Genomic DNA, 19,634 nt, shown 5'->3' with positions numbered 1-19,634 from the left:
GGCGGCGCCGGGGCTTGCCCTTCGCCACGCGCGGCGCAAGGCTGTCCGCCGGGACCCTGGGGGAGGAACTGCCATGCGGCGCGTCATCTGGTCACTGATCTGCGCGGGCTTCGCGACGCTGGCCGCGCCGGCCGCTCTGCCGGCGGGCGAGGCGGGCGACGCGGTCTTCGCCGATCGCGGCCCCTGGTCGCTGCAAGGCCGGACGCTGGACTGGGCGCTGACCGTCAGCGGCCCGCAGGCGCCGGGCTTCGTGCCGATCCGCGCCGGATCGGTCAGCCTGACCGAGGCCATCGACCCCTCGGACCGGCAGCCGGTTCTGGAACTGGTGCAGAAGACCGATTCGCGCACCCGCAGGATCGGACCCTTCCCGATCTCGGGCGGCGATCCGGTGCTGACCTTCTTTCTGGAACAGACCACCCGCGACATGGCCGCGCTGACCGGCGGCAGCCCCTTCTACATCCGCAACCGCATCAAGGATGCGGTGTTCCGCGGCGGCAGCATCGCGCGGCAGGGCGAGGTGGCGACCGCCAGCTTCCAGCCCTTCGCGGACGATCCGAACGCCGGGCGGATGAACGGCTTCCAGACCCTGACGCTGACCTTCGTGCTGGGCGATCCCAGCCAGCCGATCCGCGAATTGCGCGCCCGGACCGAGGGCGAGACCCCCGGCTACGAGAACCGGATGGTGCTGCGATGATGCCGCGCGCCGCGGCGGCGCTGGGGCTGGCGCTGGCCGGCCTGCTGGGCGCGGCCCAGCCCGGCCGGGCGCAGGCGGTGAACGATTATCCGACCAATGCGCGGGCCGAATACGTGTTCACCTGCATGGCCACCAACGGCCAGACCCGCGACATGCTGGACCGCTGTTCCTGCGCCATCGACCAGATCGCCACGGTGCTGCCCTATGCCGATTACGTCGAGGCCGAGACCGTGCTGCGGATGCAGCAGGTGACCGGCGAACGGGCCTCGATGTTCCGCGGCATGGCCCAGATGACCGAGATCGTGGCCGCGCTGCGCCGGGCCGAGGCCGAGGCCGAGATCCTGTGCTTCTGAGGGCCTAGCCGAGGCCCAGCCCGACCGCCGCCCCCGCCGCCAGCGACAGCACCGTGACCAGCCACAGCGGCAGCGCGCGGCGGTCGGGCTGGGCGGGCAGCGCCTCGTCGGGATGGGCGCGGTCCCACAGGGCCCGCTCGACGATCCGGGGCAGCAGCGGGCCGTAGCGGCCGACGGTCTGCGCGACCTTCGCCATGTCCGAGGCCAGCGCCCGCGGGCCGAGATTGGACTTGATGTAATCCGACACCACAGGCTTGGCCGCGTCCCAGATGTTCAGCTGCGGATCGACCGAGCGGGCGACCCCCTCGACCACGACCATGGTGCGCTGCAACAGGATCAGCTGGGTCTGGGTCCGCATCCCGAAGCGTTCGGTCACCTCGAACAGGTAGCCCAGCAGGTTCGCCATCGAGATGCGGCTGGCATCGGCGCCGAAGATCGGCTCGCCCACCGCGCGCAGGGCGCGGGCGAAGGCGGCCTCGTCGCGGTCGCGGGGCACATAGCCCGCCTCGAAATGGACCCGCGCCACGCGGCGATAGTCGCGGCGGATGAAGCCCATCAGGATCTCGGCATAGACGCGGCGGGTGTATTCGTCGATCTCGCCCATGATGCCGAAATCATAGGCGATCACATCGCCGTTCGGCGCCACCTTGAGGTTGCCGTGATGCATGTCGGCGTGGAAGAAGCCGTCGCGCAGCGCGTGTTGCAGGAACAGCTGGATCACCCGCGTCGCGATCTGCGTGGTGTCGTGGCCGGCCGCGATCAGCGCCTGCCGGTCGCCCATCGGCAGCCCCTCGGCCCAGTCCGAGGTCAGCACGCGCCGCGACGACAGGTGCCAATGCGGCAGGGGCAGCTGGAAGTTCGCGTCCTCGCGGGTGTTCTCGTAGAACTCCGAGGCCGCCGCCGCCTCCAGCCGCATGTCCTGTTCGCCGGTCACCACGCTTTCGAAATGGCTGACCACGTCGCGCGGGCGCAGCCGGCGGCTGCCCGGCGACAGCGCCTCGATGATCCGCGCCGCGAAGTGGAAGGCGTCGATGTCGCGGCGGAAGGCGGCGGCGATGCCGGGGCGCAGCACCTTGACCGCCACCTCGCGCCCGGTCTCGCGGACCCGCGCGCGGTGGACCTGCGCGATCGAGGCGGCCGCGACGGGTTCGGAAAACTCCGAGAACAGCACATCGACCGGCTGGCGCAGATCGGCCTCGACGATCTGCTTGGCGATGTCGGTGGGAAATGCCGGCAGCCGGTCCTGAAGCATCCGCAGCTGGTCGGCCAGCTCGGTGCCGACGACATCGGCGCGGGTGGACAGGATCTGGCCGAACTTGATGTAGGCCGGCCCCAGCGCGGTGATCGCGCGGGTAACCGGCGGCAGGGCGGGATCGCCCCGGTAGCCCAGCCAGCGGAACGGCCAGCCCAGCACCCGCGCGGCCAGCCGCAGCCGCGGCGGCGCCTCGACCGCGTCCAGCGCGACGCCCATCGCGCCGGTGCGCTCGAAGGTGGCGCCGGTGCGGATCAGGCGCAGGATGTTGTGCGGGCCGCGCATCGGCTAGAGCTTCCAGCCGGAATGCAGCGCGGCAATGCCCATCGACAGGTTGCGATACTGCACCCTCTCGAAGCCCGCCGCGCCGATCATCGCGGCGAAGGCGTCCTGGTCGGGGAACTGGCGGATCGATTCGACCAGATACTGATAGCTGTCGCGATCGCCGGTGACCGCCTGCCCCATCGCCGGGATCACGTTGAAGCTGTAGCGGTCATAGGCCCATTGCATTGCCGGCACCGGGATCCGGCTGAATTCCAGGACCATCAGCCGGCCGCCGGGGCGCAGCACGCGATGCGCCTCGGCCAGCGCGTCGGCGATGCGGGTGACGTTGCGGATGCCGAAGCTGATCGTGTAGCGGTCGAAGCTGTGGTCGGCGAAGGGCAGCGCCATCGCGTCGCCGGCCACCCAGGCCAGCCGGTCGGCCTTGTCGGCGGCATCGGCGCGCTTGCGCCCCTCGGCCAGCATTTCCTCGGTCAGGTCGCAGACCGTGACCCGCGCGCCCGGCGCCCGGTCGAGAAAGCGGAAGGCAACATCGCCGGTGCCGCCGGCCACGTCCAGCAAATGCTGGCCGTCGCGCGGCGCCAGCCAGTCCATCATCGCGGCCTTCCAGGCGCGGTGGATGCCCGCGCTCATCAGATCGTTCATCAGGTCATAGCGGCTGGCGACGCTGGAAAAGACGTCGTTCACCATCCCGGCCTTGGCGTTCTCGTCGATGGTCCGAAAACCGAAATGGGTCTGCTTCGTCTCGTTCATGCCGCTTGCCGTTTGCCTGACTGGGCGCCAGATAAGTCCGGCGCATCGCGCGCACAATGGTCATGGATGCGCAGGCGGCACAATGCCGGGAAAGGACGCGGATTGCCAGAACTGCCCGAGGTCGAGACCGTCCGGCGCGGCCTTCAGCCGCATCTGGAGGGCCAGCGCATCGCGCGGGCCGAGGCGCGGCGCCCGGACCTGCGCTGGCCGGTGCCGCCCGACCTGGTGCAGGTGCTGACCGGCGCTCGGGTCACGGCGCTGCGGCGGCGGTCGAAATATCTGCTGGCCGATCTGGACCGGGGCGGCACGCTGCTGATGCATCTGGGCATGTCGGGGCGGATGCTGGTCGAGGGCGCCGGGCTGGCGGGCTTTCACCGCGATCCCGCGATCCTGCCGCGCCACGACCATGTCGTGCTGCTGACCGAGGCGGGCACCACCATCACCTTCAACGACGCCCGCCGCTTTGGCATGGTCGACCTGATCCGCGAGGGGGCGGAACACCCGCTGCTGGCACAGCTGGGCCCCGAGCCGCTGGAGCCGGGCTTTGACGCGGCCCGGCTGCGCGCGGCCTTCGCCGGGCGGCGCGTGCCGGTCAAGCAGGCGCTGCTGGACCAGCGAATCGTTGCCGGTCTGGGCAACATCTATGTCAGCGAGGCGCTGCACCGCGCCGGCATCGACCCGCGCCGCGTCGCCGGGCGGATCGGGGCCCAGCGGGTCGCGGCGCTGGTGGGTCATGTCCGCGCGGTGCTGGCCGAGGCCATCGCCGCCGGCGGATCGTCGCTGCGCGATCACCGCCAGGCCACCGGCGAGCTGGGCTATTTCCAGCACAGCTTCCGCGTCTATGACCGCGCGGGCGCGCCCTGCCCCACGCCCGGCTGCCCCGGCACGATCCGGCGCATCGTGCAGTCGGGGCGTTCCAGCTTCTACTGCCCGCAATGTCAGCACTGACGGCTTGCGGTTGGCTTTCGCCGGCGGCTGCTGCTAGGACTCGCAGGAATGCCTAATCTGCAACGAGGTCCAGGCCTATGGCTTACGAAACCATCATCGTCGAGATCGAGGACGAGATCGCCCTGATCCGGCTGAACCGTCCCGAGGCGCTGAACGCGCTGAACTCGACCCTCATCACCGAACTGTCCGAGGCGCTGACCGAGGCCGACCGCAACGACAAGATCCGCTGCATCGTGCTGACCGGCAGCGAAAAGGCCTTCGCCGCCGGCGCCGACATCAAGGAGATGTCGCAGAAAAGCTTCGTCGATGTGTATGACGAGGACCTGTTCGGCCCGCAGATCGACGCGATCGGCCGGATCCGCAAGCCGATCATCGCCGCGGTCAGCGGCTATGCGCTGGGCGGCGGCTGCGAACTGGCGATGGTCTGCGACTTCATCATCGCCGCCGAGAACGCCAAGTTCGGCCAGCCCGAGATCAACCTGGGCGTCATCGCCGGCATCGGCGGCACGCAGCGGCTGACCCGCTTCGTCGGCAAGGCAAAGGCGATGGACATGAACCTGACAGGCCGCTTCATGGAGGCCACCGAGGCCGAGCGCGCCGGCCTTGTCAGCCGCGTCGTGCCGACCCCCAAGCTGATCCCCGAGGCGATGGCCGCGGCGCGCAAGATCGCCGAGAAGTCGCAGCTGACCGTGAAGGCCGTGAAGGAATCGGTCAACCGCGCCTACGAGACGACCCTGCGCGAGGGGCTGCTGTTCGAACGGCGCAGCTTTCACGCCATGTTCGCGACAGAAGACCAGAAGGAAGGCATGGCCGCCTTCCTCGAAAAGCGCGAGGCGCAGTTCCGCGACCGCTGAGGCCGGGCGCCGATTTCGGGGTTTCCTTTCGCGCCGTCATGGCCTATAGGCCCTCGCTTACATGCGCGTGGGCCCGCTTTGGCAAGAATCATCGCCTTCCCGATCCGGGGGGGCATGACGGGTCTTTTGCGCGACAGAAACGTTGAAGACCTGATAGGATCCAGAACATGGCCAATACGCCCCAGTCGAAGAAGCGCGCCCGCCAGATCGAGCGCCGCACCGACATCAACAAGGCCCGCCGCTCGCGCATCCGCACCTTCCTGCGCAAGGTCGAGGAGGCGATCGCCAGCGGCAATGCCGAGGCCGCCCGCGACGCGCTGAAGGCCGCCCAGCCGGAACTGATGCGCGGCGTCACCAAGGGCGTCGTCCACAAGAATACTGCGGCGCGGAAAGTGTCGCGTCTGGCGGCCCGCGTGAAGGCCCTGGCGACCGCCTGAGACGGGCCGTCCGGGACCGCGAAAAACGCTGCAATTCGGCTTGCGAAGCCCCCCTTTCCCAGATCCGGCGCGAACCGTTGTTCGCGCCGGATCTTTCTTTCTGCACCTGCAAAATGTGTTAAGAAAGCGTTAATAATCAACGGCTTTAAGAATTTTTACTTCCGAGTCAATGCCCTCGCAGATTCGATCCGGCAAAGCTTCTGTCAAGCGCATAGTTCGGTTGCGGAGGCTTCGCGGCTGTTGCTAGTTTCAGCCTGCGATTCACGTCGCTTTGGGGGACGGGCCGCGCGCCCTTGCCGGGTATCATCCGGCAGGCGCGCAGCAGGGCGGCGAAGCAGAGATTGCTCTCTTCAGCCCTCGGGTTTTCAGGCGGTCGGCTGCCACCGGCCACCCGGGAACCTGTGTCTATAGTTCGTGTCGGGCTGACGCCCACTCATGCGGCTTTCGCCGCAGGAGTGAGACATTGCCTGTTCGCGGCCCGGGGCGCGGGGATCCTGTCTCGTCGGAGAACCGACGGGGGCCGGGGACAGGAACGGATAGGGCGATTTGATGGACGACATCTGGGGTCAGGCATGCGCGGAACTGGAAAAGCGCGTGGGACCGAACAATTTCAATCATTGGATCAAGCCCCTGCGGCTGACGGCGGTCGATGATGGCGTGGCGCGCTTCGCCAGCCCGACCCGCTTTGTGTCGGACTGGGTCAACCGGCATTTCGCCAGCAACATCCTGGGCGAGCTGAGCCGCCTCGAACCCTCGGTCGAGCGGGTGCGCTTCGATGTCGAGCCGACGGCCGCCTCCGCCCGCGGCGCCGCCAGCGCGGGGGCCGCCGAGGATCAGGCGGCCCCGCGCGCCGGACGGACCGCGGCGCAGGCGGCCCCGGCGACGGTGCGCGGCGGCGCCCGGCCCGACCTCTGCGCGCCGCTGGACCCGCGCTTCACCTTCGGCAATTTCGTCGTCGGCAAGCCCAACGAGCTGGCCCATGCCGCCGCGCGCCGCGTGGCCGAGGGCGGCCCGGTCGGCTTCAACCCGCTGTTCCTCTATGGCGGCGTGGGGCTTGGCAAGACCCACCTGATGCATGCCATCGCCCATGAACACCAGGCCCGCCATCCCGAAGCGCGGGTGCTGTACCTGTCGGCCGAACAGTTCATGTACCGCTTCGTGCAGGCGCTGCGCGAAAGCTCGATCATGGATTTCAAGAGCCTGTTCCGCAATGTCCACATGCTGATGGTCGACGACGTGCAGTTCATCGCCGGCAAGGACAGCACGCAGGAGGAATTCTTCCACACCTTCAATGCCCTGGTCGATCAGGGCAAGCAGATCGTCATTTCGGCGGACCGCGCCCCGGCCGAGATCAAGGGGCTGGAGGAACGGATCAAGTCGCGGCTGTCCTGCGGGCTGATCGTGGACCTGCACCCGACCACCTACGAGTTGCGCCTGGGCATCCTGCAATCCAAGACCGAGGCGTTCCGCGCCCAGCATCCCGACCTCGAGATCGGCAGGGGCGTGCTGGAATTCCTGGCGCACCGGATCACGACCAACGTCCGCGTGCTGGAGGGCGCGCTGCAACGCCTGTTCGCCCATGCCAGCCTGCTGCGCCGCGAGATCACCCTGGAGGTCGCGCAGGAATGCCTGGCCGACATCCTGCGCACCAACGACCGCAAGATCAGCATCGACGACATCCAGCGCAAGGTCGCCGAGCATTACAACATCAGGCTGGCCGACCTGATCGGCCCCAAGCGCGCCCGCAACGTCGCCCGGCCCCGGCAGATCGCCATGTATCTGTCGAAGCAGCTGACCAGCCGCAGCCTGCCCGAGATCGGCCGGCGCTTTGGCGGGCGCGACCACACCACCATCATGCATGGCGTGCGCAAGGTCGAGGAGCTGGCCCAGGACGACCACGCCGTGGCCGAGGACATCACCCTTCTGAAGCGGCTTCTGGAAGCCTGAAACCGCCCCGCATGAAAACCTTGTGACCGCCCCGGCAGGCGGTTACAAATCAGGTCCGGCAAAGCGGCCGGTGGGGTTCAGGGACAGGGATCAGCAATGAAATTCTCGATCGAGCGCGCCGTTCTGGTCAAGGCCGTGTCACAGGCCCAGTCGGTCGTGGAGCGGCGCAACACCATCCCGATCCTGGCCAATGTGCTGATCGAGGCCACCCCCGATGGCGTCAGCTTTCGCGCCACCGACCTTGACACCGAGGTGGTTGACCGGGCCACGGCCCAGGTGGAACGCCCCGGCGCCACCACCGTCAGCGCGGTGATGCTGAACGAGATCGCGCGCAAGCTGCCCGACGGGGCGCTGGTCCAGATCACCTCCGACGACGCGGCCGGCCGGCTGGCGGTGCAGGCCGGGCGGTCGAACTTCAACCTCGCCACCCTGCCGCGCGAGGATTTCCCGGTCATGGCCTCGTCCGAATACGGCGCCAATTTCACCGCCCCGGCCGGCGTGCTGCGGCGGCTGTTCGACAAGTCGAAATTCGCCATCTCGACCGAGGAGACGCGCTATTACCTGAACGGCGTCTACATGCATGTCGCACAGTCCGAGGACGGACCGGTGCTGCGCTGCGTGGCCACCGACGGGCACCGGCTGGCGCGGATCGACGCGCCCCTGCCCGAGGGCGCGGCGGACATGCCCGGCGTGATCGTGCCGCGCAAGACGGTGGCCGAACTGCGCAAGCTGCTGGACGACGACGACACCGACATCGCCGTATCGGTCAGCGAGACCAAGGTGCGCTTTGCCACTCCGACCATCACCCTGACATCGAAGGTCATCGACGGCACCTTTCCCGACTACAGCCGCGTCATTCCTGCCAACAACGCCCGCAAGCTGGAGGTCGATGCCAGCGATTTCGCCCGCGCCGTGGACCGCGTGGCCACCGTCAGCAGCGAACGGTCGCGGGCGGTCAAGCTGGCCCTGGACGGCGACCGGCTGATCCTGTCGGTCAACGCCCCCGATGCCGGCGCCGCCGAGGAGGAACTGATCGTGGCCTATGCCGACGATCCGCTGGAAATCGGCTTCAACGCCAAGTACCTGCAGGAAATCGCCAGCCAGGTCGATCGCGACAACGCGGTGTTCATGTTCAACGGCTCGGGCGATGCGGCGCTGATCCGCGAGGGCAGCGACACCAGCGCCATCTATGTTGTCATGCCGATGCGGGTGTGACGCTTTCACGGCTGACGCTGGCGCAGTTCCGGTCCTGGCCGCGGCTCGATCTGGATCTCGACCACCGGCCGCTGGCGATCTTCGGGCCGAACGGCTCGGGCAAGACCAACATCCTGGAAGCCGTGTCGATGCTGGCCCCTGGCCGGGGGCTGCGCGGGGCCGCCGCGCCCGACCAGGCGCGGCAGGGCCGGGCGGCCGGCTGGCGGATCCGCGCCCGGCTTGGCGACAGCAGCATCGAGACCGCGGCGCCTCCGGGCCAGACCCGCGGCGTGGTGGTGGATGACAAGCCGGTGACGCAGACGGCGCTTGGCCGCCTGCTGCGGGTGATCTGGCTGGTGCCGGCGATGGACCGGCTGTGGACCGACCCGCCCGACACGCGGCGGCGCTTTCTGGACCGCCTGACGCTGAGCCTGATGCCCGATCACGCCGATCTGGCACTTGGCTATGACCGTGCCATGCGCGAGCGCAACCGCCTGCTGAAGGACCAGGTCGCCGATCCGGGCTGGTATCGCGCGCTGGAGGCGCAGATGGCCGAGGCCGGCGCGGCGCTGACCCGCAACCGGCTGTCGGCACTGTCGACGATCATCGCCGCGCAGGACGGCGCGGGATTTCCGGCCGCGACGCTGGCGCTGCTGCCGGGCGAGGGACATGCCTGCGACGCGGACCCCGCCAGCATCGCCGACCGGCTGGCGGCGATGCGGCCGCGCGATCTGGCGGCGGGCCGCAGCCTGACCGGCCCGCACCGCGCCGACCTCGGCGCGAGCTGGGGGCCGCAGGACATGCCGGCCGCGCTGTCCTCGACCGGCGAGCAGAAGGCCCTGCTGCTGTCGCTGATCCTTGCCAATGCCCGCGCCCTGTCGGACCAGCCGGTCGTCCTGCTGCTGGACGAGGTGGCGGCGCATCTGGACGCCGATCGCCGCGCGGCGCTGTATGACCGGATCTGCGCCCTGCCCGCGCAGGCCCTGCTGACCGGCACCGGCGACGAACTGTTCGCGGCCTTCGGACCGCGCGCCCGTCGCCTGCGGGTCGTCAGGACCGACGGCGCCTCGACCGCCGAGGAGGCGCCATGACCCTGACCGGCGAATCGATCTGGCTCTATGCGGGCGCGATGGTGGCGATCTGGCTGACGCCCGGCCCGGTCTGGGTGGCGATCATGGCCCGCGCGCTGGCCTCGGGCTTCCGCGGCGTCTGGCCGCTGGCCATCGGCGTGGCGCTTGGCGACATGCTGTGGCCGCTGGTCGCGATCTTCGGGCTGGCGGTTCTTGTCGGCCAGCAGGGCGAGGTGCTGAATGCCCTGCGCTGGATCGCGGCGGTGGTGTTCCTGGGCATGGGCGTGGCGCTGTGGCGTCATGCCGGCGCCCCGGTCGCGGGGGATTCGCGACTGACCCGGCGCGGGCGCTGGGCCGGCTTTTCGGCCGGGCTTCTGGCCATCGCGGGCAACCCCAAGGCGGCGCTGTTCTATGTGGGCGTGCTGCCGGGCTTCTTCGACGTCGCGCGCATCAAGGCAAGCGATGTCGCGGTGATCGTGGCGATGTCGGCCGCGATCCCGTTCCTTCTGAACCTGGCGATGGGCGGCGCCGTCGCGGCCGCGCGGCAGAGGCTGGCCACGCCGGCCGGGCTGCGGCGGATGAACCGCATCTCGGGGGCGCTGCTGATCGCGGTGGGGCTGGCCATTCTTGCCGGCCAAATCCTGGCTGGCTGAAGGCGTCGCGGCGCCCCCGGCAGAGCGATTCCGCAGCCGCCCCGCCGCGCGCCGCAACGAAACACCTTTCGGCGCGAAAAACCGTGGGATTGCCGTGACTTTGCCGCGCCAAGCGCCTATATCGGGCGAGGAACGACAGGAATGACCGCGCATGACCGACACCACCCCGCAACCCGCCGATTACGGTGCAGATTCGATCAAGGTTCTCAAGGGGTTGGATGCCGTGCGGAAGCGCCCGGGCATGTATATCGGGGATACCGATGACGGCTCGGGCCTGCACCACATGGTCTACGAGGTCGTCGACAACGGCATCGACGAGGCGCTGGGCGGCCATGCCGACCGGGTGACGGTCATCATCCACAACGACAACAGCGTCAGCGTGCGCGACAACGGCCGCGGCATTCCCACCGACATCCATGCCGGCGAAGGCATCAGCGCGGCCGAGGTCATCATGACCCAGCTGCATTCGGGCGGGAAATTCGACCAGAACAGCTACAAGGTGTCGGGTGGCCTGCACGGCGTGGGCGTGTCGGTCGTCAACGCGCTCAGCGACTGGCTGGAACTGCGCATCTGGCGCAACGGCAAGGAGCATTACGTCCGCTTCGAACGCGGCGACACGGTCAAGCCGCTGGTCGTGGTCGGCGACGCGCCGGCGGGCGAGAAGGGAACCGAGGTGCGCTTCCTGGCCTCCTCGAAGGCGACCGATCCCGAGGGCACGTTCAGCAATCTCGACTACAGCTTCAGGACGCTGGAAAACCGGCTGCGGGAACTGGCCTTCCTGAACAGCGGCGTCCGCATCATCCTGGAGGACCGCCGCCACGCCGAGATTCAGCGCACCGAACTGTTCTACGAGGGCGGCGTGCGCGAATTCGTGAAGTATCTCGACCGATCGAAATCGGCGGTGATGCCCGAGCCGATCTTCATCACCGGCGAGCGGAACGGAATCGGCGTCGAGGTGGCGATGTGGTGGAACGACAGCTACCACGAGACCGTGCTGCCCTTTACCAACAACATCCCGCAACGCGATGGCGGCACCCATCTGGCGGGCTTTCGCGGTGCGCTGACGCGGGTGATCAACGGCTATGCCCAATCCTCGGGGATCGCCAAGAAGGAGAAGGTCGATTTCACCGGCGACGACGCGCGCGAGGGGCTGACCTGCGTGCTGTCGGTCAAGGTGCCCGATCCGAAATTCTCGAGCCAGACCAAGGACAAGCTGGTGTCCAGCGAGGTGCGGCCGGCGGTCGAGGGGCTGGTCAACGAGAAGCTGGCCGAGTGGTTCGAGGAGAACCCGGCCGAGGCCCGCCAGATCGTCGGCAAGATCATCGAGGCGGCGCTGGCCCGCGAGGCGGCGCGCAAGGCGCGCGAACTGACCCGCCGCAAGACGGCCATGGACGTGGCCTCGCTGCCGGGCAAGCTGGCCGATTGCCAGGAAAAGGACCCGGCCCTGTCGGAACTGTTCATCGTCGAGGGCGACTCGGCGGGCGGCTCGGCCAAGCAGGGCCGGTCGCGCCAGAACCAGGCGGTGCTGCCCCTGCGCGGCAAGATCCTGAACGTCGAACGCGCGCGGTTCGACCGGATGCTGGGCAGCGACCAGATCGGCACGCTGATCACCGCGCTTGGCACCGGTATCGGGCGCGACGAGTTCAGCCTGCAGAAGCTGCGCTATCACAAGATCGTCATCATGACCGACGCCGATGTGGACGGCGCGCATATCCGCACGCTGCTGCTGACCTTCTTCTTCCGGCAGATGCCCGAGCTGATCGAGGCCGGGCATCTCTACATCGCTCAGCCGCCGCTGTACAAGGTCGGGCGCGGACGCTCGGAAGTCTATCTGAAGAACGAGGCTGCGCTGGAGGAATACCTGATCCAGCAGGGCGTCGAAGGTGCCGCGCTGCGGCTGGCCTCGGGCGAGGAGATCACCGGCAACGATCTGGCCCGCGTCGTCGAGGAGGCGCGCACCGCCCGGCGCATCCTGCGCGCCTATCCGACGCATTACCCGCCCCACATCACCGAACAGGCGGCCATTGCGGGGGCGCTGGTGGCGGGCCGGATCGACGCGGACGCGCAGGGCATCGCCACGGCCGTCGCCGCGCGGCTGGATGTCATCGCCGAGGAATACGAGCGCGGCTGGACCGGCCGGCCGACGCAGGATGCCGGCATCCGCCTGTCGCGCACGCTGCGCGGCGTCGAGGAGATCCGCAGCCTTGACGGGCAGATGCTGCGCAGCGCCGAAAGCCGGCGCCTCGGCGAGATGACGCAGGCCCTGCAGGACATCTATGGCCGGCCGGCGCGGCTGATCCGCAAGGATCGCGACCAGCCGATCCACGGTCCGCTGGCGCTGCTGGCGGCGATCTTCCTCGAGGGCGAGAAGGGCCTGTCGCTGCAACGCTACAAGGGGCTGGGCGAAATGAACCCGGACCAGCTGTGGGAAACCACACTGGACCCGGTCGCGCGGACCATGCTGCAGGTCCGTATCGAGGATCTGGCCGAGGCCGAGGACCTGTTCACCAAGCTGATGGGCGACGTGGTCGAACCGCGCCGCGAATTCATCCAGCAGAACGCGCTGAACGTCGAGAACCTGGATATCTAGGCCGCGCGGCGCCGGACCTGTTGTAGAAACGTCGCGCCTGCGGCGAAACAGCGCCGTCGGGGCAGCGCAACTGCCGCGCGACATTGCATTGCGACCCCTGCCGCCCATATCACAAGTCAAAGTTGCACGATGCGGATCCTCTCGCAGGGCCGTCCATAACCGAGGAATTCCGAGATGCGTATTTTCCTGACCTCCGCCGTTGCCATTGCAGGCGCATCCATGCTGACCGCAGGCGCCTCGGCTGCCGGCGGCTACGTCGCCCCGGTCGCGACCCCGCCGATCGTCGGCCCGGTGGTCGCGGTCGAGCCCGCCTCCAGCTGGGCCGGGGCCTATGGCGGCGTCGCGCTGGGCTATTCCTTCGGCGGCGATGACGAGGTCGGTCTGGACTTCTTTGACGGCGGCGTGCTGGACAGCCGCGCGACCGGCCTGGCCGACCTCGACATCGGCGGCGTGACCGGCTCGCTGCATGGCGGCTATCGCTGGCAGCGCGGCTCGTGGGTCTATGGCCCGGAACTGTCTCTGGAAGGCGGCAGCGTCGATGACAGCGCGGACTTCTCGGAAGGCGGCGTGTCGGGCACGATCAGCAATTCGGTGAACTACATCGCGGCACTGACGCTGAAGACCGGTTATCTGGTCAACCCGCAGACCATGGTCTACGGCACCGCCGGCTGGAACTATGGCGACTTCACCTACGAGCTTGAAGGCCCCTCGGGCAGCGGCAGCGACGACTATACCGCCAATGGCTATGTCCTGGGCCTGGGAGTCGAGCGTCAGGTCAGCGAGCGCATGTCGGTCTTTGCCGAATACCAGTATCGCGATTTCGGCAGCACCGACGCGACCTTCGCCGATGGCGCCGACTCGGTCGTCACGGTCGCCACGCCGAAGCATCAGAACGTCAAGCTGGGCGTGAACTTCCGCTTCTGATCGCGGACATCGCACCGCTGCAAGAGCTTGGGGCCGGCCGCCATGCGCGCCGGCCCTTCCTGCATCAGCGCCAGCGCAGCATCCGAGGCCGCGCCGAGGCCGCCCGGGCATCGGCGCGCGGCAACGGCACCGGCAGCGCCCGGCTGCCGCAGGCGACGGCCAGACCGGACGGCACCAGTCGCCGCAGCACGGGATCGGTCGCGCAGAGACCGCCCGTATAGGCACCGAAAGCCGGCAGGATCAGGTGGTCGGTGCCGATCAGGAAACAGCGCCGCCGCGCGCCGGCCAGCCGCAGGCAGGGGTGGTAATGCCCCGACACATCCGGCCCGGTCCCGGCCGCGTGGCGCAGCACCAGCCCGTCGGCCAGTTCCGGCAGGCAGCGTCCCGGCAGGCGCGCGGACAGCGGCGCAGGATCGTGGTTCCCGCCGATCCACAGCCAGTCGCGGCCCCGCGCCAGGTCATGCAGCCCGCTCAGGACCGCGTCGGGCAGGGCGTCCGCGGCAGCATTGTCATCGAAGCCGTCGCCCAGGCTGACGATGCCGGCCGGATCGGTCGCCGCCACCTCCTCGGCCAGGCGCTGCATCGTCGCCTGCGCCTCGTAGGGCGGCAGCAGCGTTCCGCCGCGCCGGGCGATCCGCTCGGACTTGCCCAGATGCAGGTCGGCCACGATCAGCCAGCGCCGCGCGGGCCAGAACAGCGCCCCCGAGGCACGCGCCTGGAGATGGTGGCCGTCGAAGTCGAAATGATGCGCTGTCACGCCAGCCCCGCCTCTACCATCAATGCCGCCGCCTCCTCCTCGGCCAGACGCTCGCGCCCCTGCCCGGCGATGGGGACGCGCCCGACCTCCAGCATCAGGGGCGCCGCCAGCGGCGTCACCCGGTGCTGCATCCGGTGGTCGAGGCGGGGCGAGCTGTCCAGCATGTCTTCGATCCGGTCAAAATCGACAAGACCCCGCCGGGCCTCGTCGGCGGTGATCCGCAGCAGCAGATGGCCGGGGTCAAAGCGGCGCAGCGTGTCGTAGAGGATGTCGCTTGAAAAGGTCGCCTGCCGGCCCGACTTGCGCTGGCCCGGCAGGTTGCGGTGGATCAGCCCGGCAACGGTCGCGACAGTGCGGAAGGTCCGCTTCATTACCGCATTGCCGGCCAGCCAGTCGCCCAGCCCCTCGCGCAGACCGGCGCGGTCCAGCAGCGGCGCGGGATCGGTCACCGGATCGACCGACCAGACCAGCAGCGCGTAATCGGTTGCCAGAAATCCCAGCGGCCCCAGTCCCGCCATCTCCATCATGCGGGTCATCAGCAGGCCCAGGGTCTGCAGCGCATTCCGCCCGGCAAAGCCATACAGCACGAAATGCCAGCGCCCCTGATGGGAAAAGCTTTCGCTGACCAGCACGCCCTTGCGCGGCAGCGCACTGACCCCCGCCTGAAGCGCCAGCCAGTCGCGGGTGTCGCGGGGCAGCGAGTCGTGACCGGCCGGGTCGCCGATCAGCGCCTGCACGCGATGCGACAACTGCGTCGATGTGGCCAGCTTCAGTCCCGAGAAAACCGCGATCTTGGGCTGGCGGGTCGGCTGGCGGGTCACTTCGACGACCATTTCGCGCAGGCCCTCGTAGCGGACGGTCTGCCCGCCGATCAGGAAGGTGTCGCCGGGCTCGAGGCTGGCGGCAAAGGCTTCCTCGACCTCACCGAGGGGCGCGCCGCCCCGCCCGCGCATCCGCACCTTCAGCATCTCGGCCTCGACGATGGTGCCGACATTCATGCGCAGGTCGCGGGCCGCGCGCGGATCGCGCAGCCGCCAGACCCCGTCCCGCAGCATCAGCCGCTGCCAGCGGTCATAGGCCCGCAGCGCATAGCCCCCGGTGGCCGCGAAATCGAGGCAGGCGTCGAAATCGTCGCGCGACAGGTCGCGATAGGGGCCGGCCCGGCGCACCTCGTCGAACAGGGCGTCGGCCCGGAACGGCGCGGCGCAGGCGGTCAGCAGGATGTGCTGGCACAGCACGTCCAGCGGTCCCGGTCCGCGCGGATCGCCATCCAGATCGCGGGCGCTGACCGCCTGCAGGGCGGCGACGCATTCGATCACCTCGAAGCGGTTCGCCGGCACGATCCGCGCCCGGCTAGGCGCGTTGTAGCGGTGGTTCGCCCGCCCGATCCGCTGGACCAGCCGCTTGACGTTGCGCGGCGCGCCGACCTGGATCACCAGATCGACCGCGCCCCAGTCGATGCCCAGATCGAGGCTGCCGGTCGCCACGACCGCGCGCAGCTGGCCCGCCGCCATCGCCGTCTCGACCCGCTGCCGCGCCTCGCGCGACAGGCTGCCGTGATGCAGCCCGATCGGCAGGTTCTCCTCGTTCGCGGCCCACAGCGCCTGGAAGAACAGCTCGGCCTGCGCGCGGGTGTTGATGAAGATGATGGTCGTGGTCGCGGCCTTCACCTGCGCCAGGATCTCGGGGATCGCGTAGTGCCCGCCGCCGCCTGCCCAGGGCGCCGGACGCGCCGTCGCCAGCATGGCGATGTCGGGATCGGGGCCGGGATCGGCATGGATGATCCGCGCCCCACCCATGAAGCGGGCAAGGCCGGCGGGGTCCTCGACCGTGGCCGACAGCCCGGTGACCGACAGCCCCGGCGCCAGTTGGCGCAGCCGTGCAAGGCACAGCATCAGCTGGTCGCCGCGCCTGCTTTCGGCCAGCGCGTGCAATTCGTCCAGGACGATCCGGCGCAGGCTGCCGAAGATCTGCGGCGCCTGTTCATAGGACAGCATCAGCGCCAGCGATTCCGGCGTGGTCAGCAGGATATCGGGCGGATCGACGCGCTGCCGGGCGCGCTGCGCGGGCCGCGTGTCGCCGGTGCGATCCTCGATCCTGAGCCGCAGCCCCAGATCGGCGACCGGCCGGGCCAGGTTGCGCGCGATATCCGCCGTCAGCGCCTTCAGGGGCGAGACATACAACGTGTGCAGCCCACCCGGCGGATCGCGCAGGTCAACCAGCGAGGGCAGGAACCCGGCCAGCGTCTTGCCGCCGCCGGTCGGCGCGATCAGAAGGCTGTCGCCGCGCGCCTCCAGCAGGTCGATCTGGTGCGCATGGGGCTGCCAGCCCTGCCGGGCGAACCAGTCGGCAATCTCGGGCGGCAGGCTCACGGGATCATCGCCTTCAGGGTGTCCAGCCGGTCCGCCTCGGCCACCGGCTTGTCCCAGCGGATGCGGCTGATGCGGGGAAAGCGCATGGCGACACCCGATTTGTGGCGGGCCGAGGCGTTCAGCCCCTCGAAGGCGACCTCCAGCACCAGCCCCGGCGCGACCGCGCGCACCGGGCCAAAGCGGTCCACGGTGTTCTGCCGGACGAAACGATCCAGCTCGCGCAGCTCGTCATCGGTGAAGCCGAAATAGGCCTTGCCGACAGGCACCAGCGTCTCGCCATCCCAGACGCCGAAGGTGAAGTCGCTGTAGAAGCCCGACCGCTTGCCGTGGCCGCGCTGCGCATAGAGCAGCACGGCATCGACGACCATCGGATCGCGCTTCCACTTGAACCACGGGCCGCGCGGACGGCCGCCGACATAGGCGCTGTCGCGGCGCTTGATCATCACCCCCTCGATCACCGCGGCGGGCGGGTCGGCGCGCAGCGCGGCCAGATCGTCCCATGTGGCGAATTCCAGCAGCGGCGAGATGTCGATGCGCGGGTTTTCGAAGGTCGCCGCGTCCAGCACGGCGCGGCGCTGGGCCAGCGGCAGCCCGCGCAGGTCGCGGCCCTGCCACAGCATCAAGTCATAGACCCGCAGCCCGGCCGGGTGGCTGTCCAGCATGGCGCGGCTGACCGACTTGCGGCCAAGGCGCTTTTGCAGGTCGCCAAAGCCCGCCACCGCGTCGCCGCGCCTAACCAGCAATTCGCCATCCACCGCACCCTCGAAATCCAGCGCCTCGACCAGATCGGGAAAGCTGTCGCCGATATCCTCGCCGGTGCGGGTGTAGAGGCGGCGCGTACCGGCATCGTTGATCGCCTGCACCCGGATGCCGTCCCATTTCCATTCGGCCATGTAGTCGCCCGGATCGAAGGCGCGCAGCTGGTCCAGATCGACCGGGGTGGACAGCATCACCGGGCGGAACGGAGCCCGCGCGGCCTGTTCGGGGCGGGCGCCCCCCGCGATCCAGTCGAACAGCGGCTGGTAGGGTGGGCTCAGCCCGTGCCAGATTTCCTCGATGTCGGCGACATCGGGATCGCCCATCTCGGCCAGTGCGATCCGGGCCATGCGCGCTGACAGCCCGACCCGCATGTTGCCGGTCGCCAGCTTCAGGAAGGCCAGCCGCTGCGACGGACCCAGCCGGTCCAGCATCGTGGCAATGGCGGCGGGCAGGCCGGCCTTGCCGGTCTGGGCCAGCAGCGCGACCGCCTGGTGCAGCGGCACATCCTCGTCGCGGTCGGTCTGCCACAGCAGCGCGATCGTTTCGGCCAGATCGCCCACGAAGTCGTAGGACAGCGCGAACAGCTGGGCGTCCACGCGGTCGGCCATCAGCCCGCGCAGCAGGCCCGGCGTGACGGCGCGCAGCTTCAGATCGCCGGTCAGCGCGGCCAGCGCATGGCCCCGGTCGGGATCGGGCGTAGCCTGAAGATAATGGCGCAACAGCCGCAGCTTGGCGTTGCGGGCCGGCGTGAAGGCCAGCCGTTCCAGAAGATGCGCAAAGGCCCTCATTCCGGTTCGTCCTCGTAGCCGACCAGCCGCAGCGGCCGCGAGGGGATGCCCTCGAGCGCGCACCAGCGCATCAGCCCCTCCTCGGCGCCGTGTGTGATCCAGACCTCGGCGGGGGCCAGTTCGCGGATCGTGGCGGTCACCTGTGGCCAGTCCACATGGTCGCTGATGACCAGCGGCAGTTCCACGCCCCGCTGGCGGGCGCGGGCGCGGACCTGCATCCAGCCCGAGGCAAAGCCGATCACCGGATCGCGGAACCGCTGCACCCAGGCGCTGGCGAAGGCCGAGGGCGGCGCGATGACCAGTTGCGCCGGCACATCGGCGGCCGTCGCGGGGATCAGCGGGCCAAGCGCGATCCCCTGTTCGACGTGATAATCGCTCAGCCGTTGCAGCGCGCCGTGAATGGCGATGGGCCCGTCGATGCCGGCCTGCCGCGCCAGGGCGATGACCCGTTGCGCCTTGCCCAGCGCATAGGCACCGATCAGATGCGGCCGGTCGGGGAATTCGGCCATGCTGGCCAGCAGCCGCGCCATCTCGTCGGCGGGGTCGGGGTGGCGAAAGACCGGCAGGCCGAAGGTCGCCTCGGTCACGAAGACATCGCAGGGCACCGGCTGGAACGGCGCGCAGACGGGATTGGCGCGCCGGCAGTAGTCGCCCGACACGACGATCCGCGGCCCGCTGTCGGGTTGCACGGCGATCTGCGCCGATCCGAGGATATGGCCCGCGGGATGAAAGCTGACGGTGGTGTCGCCGACCCGGATCGCGCCCTCGGCCACCTGCCGCTGACCTGCGAAATCGGCGCCATAGCGGATCGCCATGATCTCCAGAGTCTGGCGCGTGGCAAGGACCGCGCCATGCCCTGCGCGGGCGTGGTCGCCATGACCATGGGTGATCAGCGCGCGCGCCACCGGCCGGATCGGGTCGATGTGGAAATCGCCCGGCGGGCAATACAGCCCGGCCTCGGTCGGATGCAGGATGTCATCGGCGCGCATGGGCATAGAATGGGGAAC

At 69.3% G+C, this 19,634-nt stretch carries 17 protein-coding genes; 11 read left to right on the top strand and 6 right to left on the bottom strand.

Annotated features, from left to right (window positions below):
* Positions 1-73 precede the first annotated feature (73 nt).
* Positions 74-694, top strand: a complete 621-nt coding sequence (locus tag Q5Y72_RS05515) for a hypothetical protein (protein ID WP_305962398.1) — start codon at positions 74-76, stop codon at positions 692-694.
* Positions 694-1,047, top strand: a complete 354-nt coding sequence (locus Q5Y72_RS05510; protein ID WP_305962646.1) for a hypothetical protein — start codon at positions 694-696, stop codon at positions 1,045-1,047. The genes Q5Y72_RS05515 and Q5Y72_RS05510 overlap by 1 nt, the downstream gene beginning before the upstream one ends.
* A 4-nt stretch (positions 1,048-1,051) precedes the next feature.
* On the opposite strand, the gene ubiB is transcribed toward Q5Y72_RS05510, so the two are convergent.
* Together ubiB and ubiE are read right to left on the bottom strand one after the other, a co-directional pair.
* On the bottom strand, positions 1,052-2,584 hold the full coding sequence (ubiB, locus tag Q5Y72_RS05505) for a 2-polyprenylphenol 6-hydroxylase (RefSeq protein ID WP_305962397.1): 1,533 nt from the start codon (positions 2,582-2,584) through the stop codon (positions 1,052-1,054).
* Between the two features lie 3 nt (positions 2,585-2,587).
* The gene (gene ubiE / locus Q5Y72_RS05500; RefSeq protein WP_305962396.1) at positions 2,588-3,334 is read right to left on the bottom strand and encodes a bifunctional demethylmenaquinone methyltransferase/2-methoxy-6-polyprenyl-1,4-benzoquinol methylase UbiE; all 747 of its coding nucleotides are present in this window, start codon (positions 3,332-3,334) and stop codon (positions 2,588-2,590) included.
* A 102-nt stretch (positions 3,335-3,436) separates the two neighbouring features.
* Between ubiE and mutM the strand changes: the two genes are divergently transcribed.
* From mutM to Q5Y72_RS05455, 9 genes are all read left to right on the top strand, one after another.
* Complete coding sequence (gene mutM, locus Q5Y72_RS05495) at positions 3,437-4,282, top strand: bifunctional DNA-formamidopyrimidine glycosylase/DNA-(apurinic or apyrimidinic site) lyase (RefSeq protein ID WP_305962395.1); 846 nt, start codon at positions 3,437-3,439, stop codon at positions 4,280-4,282.
* Positions 4,283-4,359: 77 nt separating this feature from the next.
* On the top strand, positions 4,360-5,136 hold the full coding sequence (locus tag Q5Y72_RS05490; RefSeq protein WP_305962394.1) for an enoyl-CoA hydratase: 777 nt from the start codon (positions 4,360-4,362) through the stop codon (positions 5,134-5,136).
* Between the two features lie 167 nt (positions 5,137-5,303).
* Positions 5,304-5,573, top strand: a complete 270-nt coding sequence (gene rpsT / locus Q5Y72_RS05485; protein WP_305962393.1) for a 30S ribosomal protein S20 — start codon at positions 5,304-5,306, stop codon at positions 5,571-5,573.
* Positions 5,574-6,119: 546 nt separating this feature from the next.
* Entirely contained in the window at positions 6,120-7,520 is a 1,401-nt protein-coding gene (gene dnaA / locus Q5Y72_RS05480) for a chromosomal replication initiator protein DnaA (protein WP_371930767.1), read from the top strand.
* Between the two features lie 96 nt (positions 7,521-7,616).
* Complete coding sequence (dnaN, locus tag Q5Y72_RS05475; protein WP_305962391.1) at positions 7,617-8,735, top strand: DNA polymerase III subunit beta; 1,119 nt, start codon at positions 7,617-7,619, stop codon at positions 8,733-8,735.
* Complete coding sequence (gene recF / locus Q5Y72_RS05470; protein WP_305962390.1) at positions 8,732-9,805, top strand: DNA replication/repair protein RecF; 1,074 nt, start codon at positions 8,732-8,734, stop codon at positions 9,803-9,805. Before dnaN ends, recF begins: the two co-directional genes overlap by 4 nt.
* Positions 9,802-10,437, top strand: a complete 636-nt coding sequence (locus Q5Y72_RS05465) for a LysE family translocator (RefSeq protein ID WP_305962389.1) — start codon at positions 9,802-9,804, stop codon at positions 10,435-10,437. The genes recF and Q5Y72_RS05465 overlap by 4 nt, the downstream gene beginning before the upstream one ends.
* A 151-nt stretch (positions 10,438-10,588) precedes the next feature.
* Positions 10,589-13,027, top strand: coding sequence for a DNA topoisomerase (ATP-hydrolyzing) subunit B (gyrB, locus tag Q5Y72_RS05460; protein WP_305962388.1), 2,439 nt, complete (start codon positions 10,589-10,591; stop codon positions 13,025-13,027).
* 174 nt (positions 13,028-13,201) lie between these two features.
* Entirely contained in the window at positions 13,202-13,951 is a 750-nt protein-coding gene (locus Q5Y72_RS05455; RefSeq protein WP_305962387.1) for an outer membrane protein, read from the top strand.
* 64 nt (positions 13,952-14,015) lie between these two features.
* Here Q5Y72_RS05455 and pdeM read toward each other — a convergent pair whose 3' ends face one another.
* Genes pdeM through Q5Y72_RS05435 form a run of 4 tightly spaced genes read right to left on the bottom strand, consistent with a single transcriptional unit; the run spans position 14,016 to position 19,616 of the window.
* The gene (gene pdeM / locus Q5Y72_RS05450; protein ID WP_305962386.1) at positions 14,016-14,708 is read right to left on the bottom strand and encodes a ligase-associated DNA damage response endonuclease PdeM; all 693 of its coding nucleotides are present in this window, start codon (positions 14,706-14,708) and stop codon (positions 14,016-14,018) included.
* On the bottom strand, positions 14,705-17,080 hold the full coding sequence (locus Q5Y72_RS05445) for a ligase-associated DNA damage response DEXH box helicase (RefSeq protein WP_305962385.1): 2,376 nt from the start codon (positions 17,078-17,080) through the stop codon (positions 14,705-14,707). The genes pdeM and Q5Y72_RS05445 overlap by 4 nt, the downstream gene beginning before the upstream one ends.
* Positions 17,077-18,627 carry a cisplatin damage response ATP-dependent DNA ligase gene (locus tag Q5Y72_RS05440; protein WP_305962384.1) on the bottom strand — a complete coding sequence of 517 codons (1,551 nt, stop codon included), beginning with the start codon at positions 18,625-18,627 and terminating at the stop codon, positions 17,077-17,079. Before Q5Y72_RS05440 ends, Q5Y72_RS05445 begins: the two co-directional genes overlap by 4 nt.
* Positions 18,624-19,616: a ligase-associated DNA damage response exonuclease gene (locus tag Q5Y72_RS05435; protein WP_305962383.1), complete on the bottom strand. Its 993-nt coding sequence runs from the start codon at positions 19,614-19,616 to the stop codon at positions 18,624-18,626. Before Q5Y72_RS05435 ends, Q5Y72_RS05440 begins: the two co-directional genes overlap by 4 nt.
* Between the last annotated feature and the right edge of the window lie 18 nt (positions 19,617-19,634).

It is taken from the genome of Paracoccus spongiarum, assembly GCF_030732095.1.
Classification (GTDB): Bacteria; Pseudomonadota; Alphaproteobacteria; order Rhodobacterales; family Rhodobacteraceae; genus Paracoccus; species Paracoccus spongiarum.
Note: the sequence above shows the minus strand (reverse complement) of the source record. Positions and strands in the feature narration are given on the sequence as shown.

Bases quoted from the DNA above. Each gene is read 5' to 3' on its own strand.
- ubiB (WP_305962397.1), bottom strand. From the start codon at position 2,584: ATGCGCGGCCCGCACAACATCCTGCGCCTGATCCGCACCGGCGCCACC.
- gyrB (WP_305962388.1), top strand. From the start codon at position 10,589: ATGACCGACACCACCCCGCAACCCGCCGATTACGGTGCAGATTCGATC.
- Q5Y72_RS05440 (WP_305962384.1), bottom strand. From the start codon at position 18,627: ATGAGGGCCTTTGCGCATCTTCTGGAACGGCTGGCCTTCACGCCGGCC.
- ubiE (WP_305962396.1), bottom strand. From the start codon at position 3,334: ATGAACGAGACGAAGCAGACCCATTTCGGTTTTCGGACCATCGACGAG.
- Q5Y72_RS05515 (WP_305962398.1), top strand. From the start codon at position 74: ATGCGGCGCGTCATCTGGTCACTGATCTGCGCGGGCTTCGCGACGCTG.
- Q5Y72_RS05435 (WP_305962383.1), bottom strand. From the start codon at position 19,616: ATGCGCGCCGATGACATCCTGCATCCGACCGAGGCCGGGCTGTATTGC.
- dnaN (WP_305962391.1), top strand. From the start codon at position 7,617: ATGAAATTCTCGATCGAGCGCGCCGTTCTGGTCAAGGCCGTGTCACAG.
- Q5Y72_RS05510 (WP_305962646.1), top strand. From the start codon at position 694: ATGCCGCGCGCCGCGGCGGCGCTGGGGCTGGCGCTGGCCGGCCTGCTG.
- Q5Y72_RS05465 (WP_305962389.1), top strand. From the start codon at position 9,802: ATGACCCTGACCGGCGAATCGATCTGGCTCTATGCGGGCGCGATGGTG.
- Q5Y72_RS05490 (WP_305962394.1), top strand. From the start codon at position 4,360: ATGGCTTACGAAACCATCATCGTCGAGATCGAGGACGAGATCGCCCTG.
- rpsT (WP_305962393.1), top strand. From the start codon at position 5,304: ATGGCCAATACGCCCCAGTCGAAGAAGCGCGCCCGCCAGATCGAGCGC.
- Q5Y72_RS05455 (WP_305962387.1), top strand. From the start codon at position 13,202: ATGCGTATTTTCCTGACCTCCGCCGTTGCCATTGCAGGCGCATCCATG.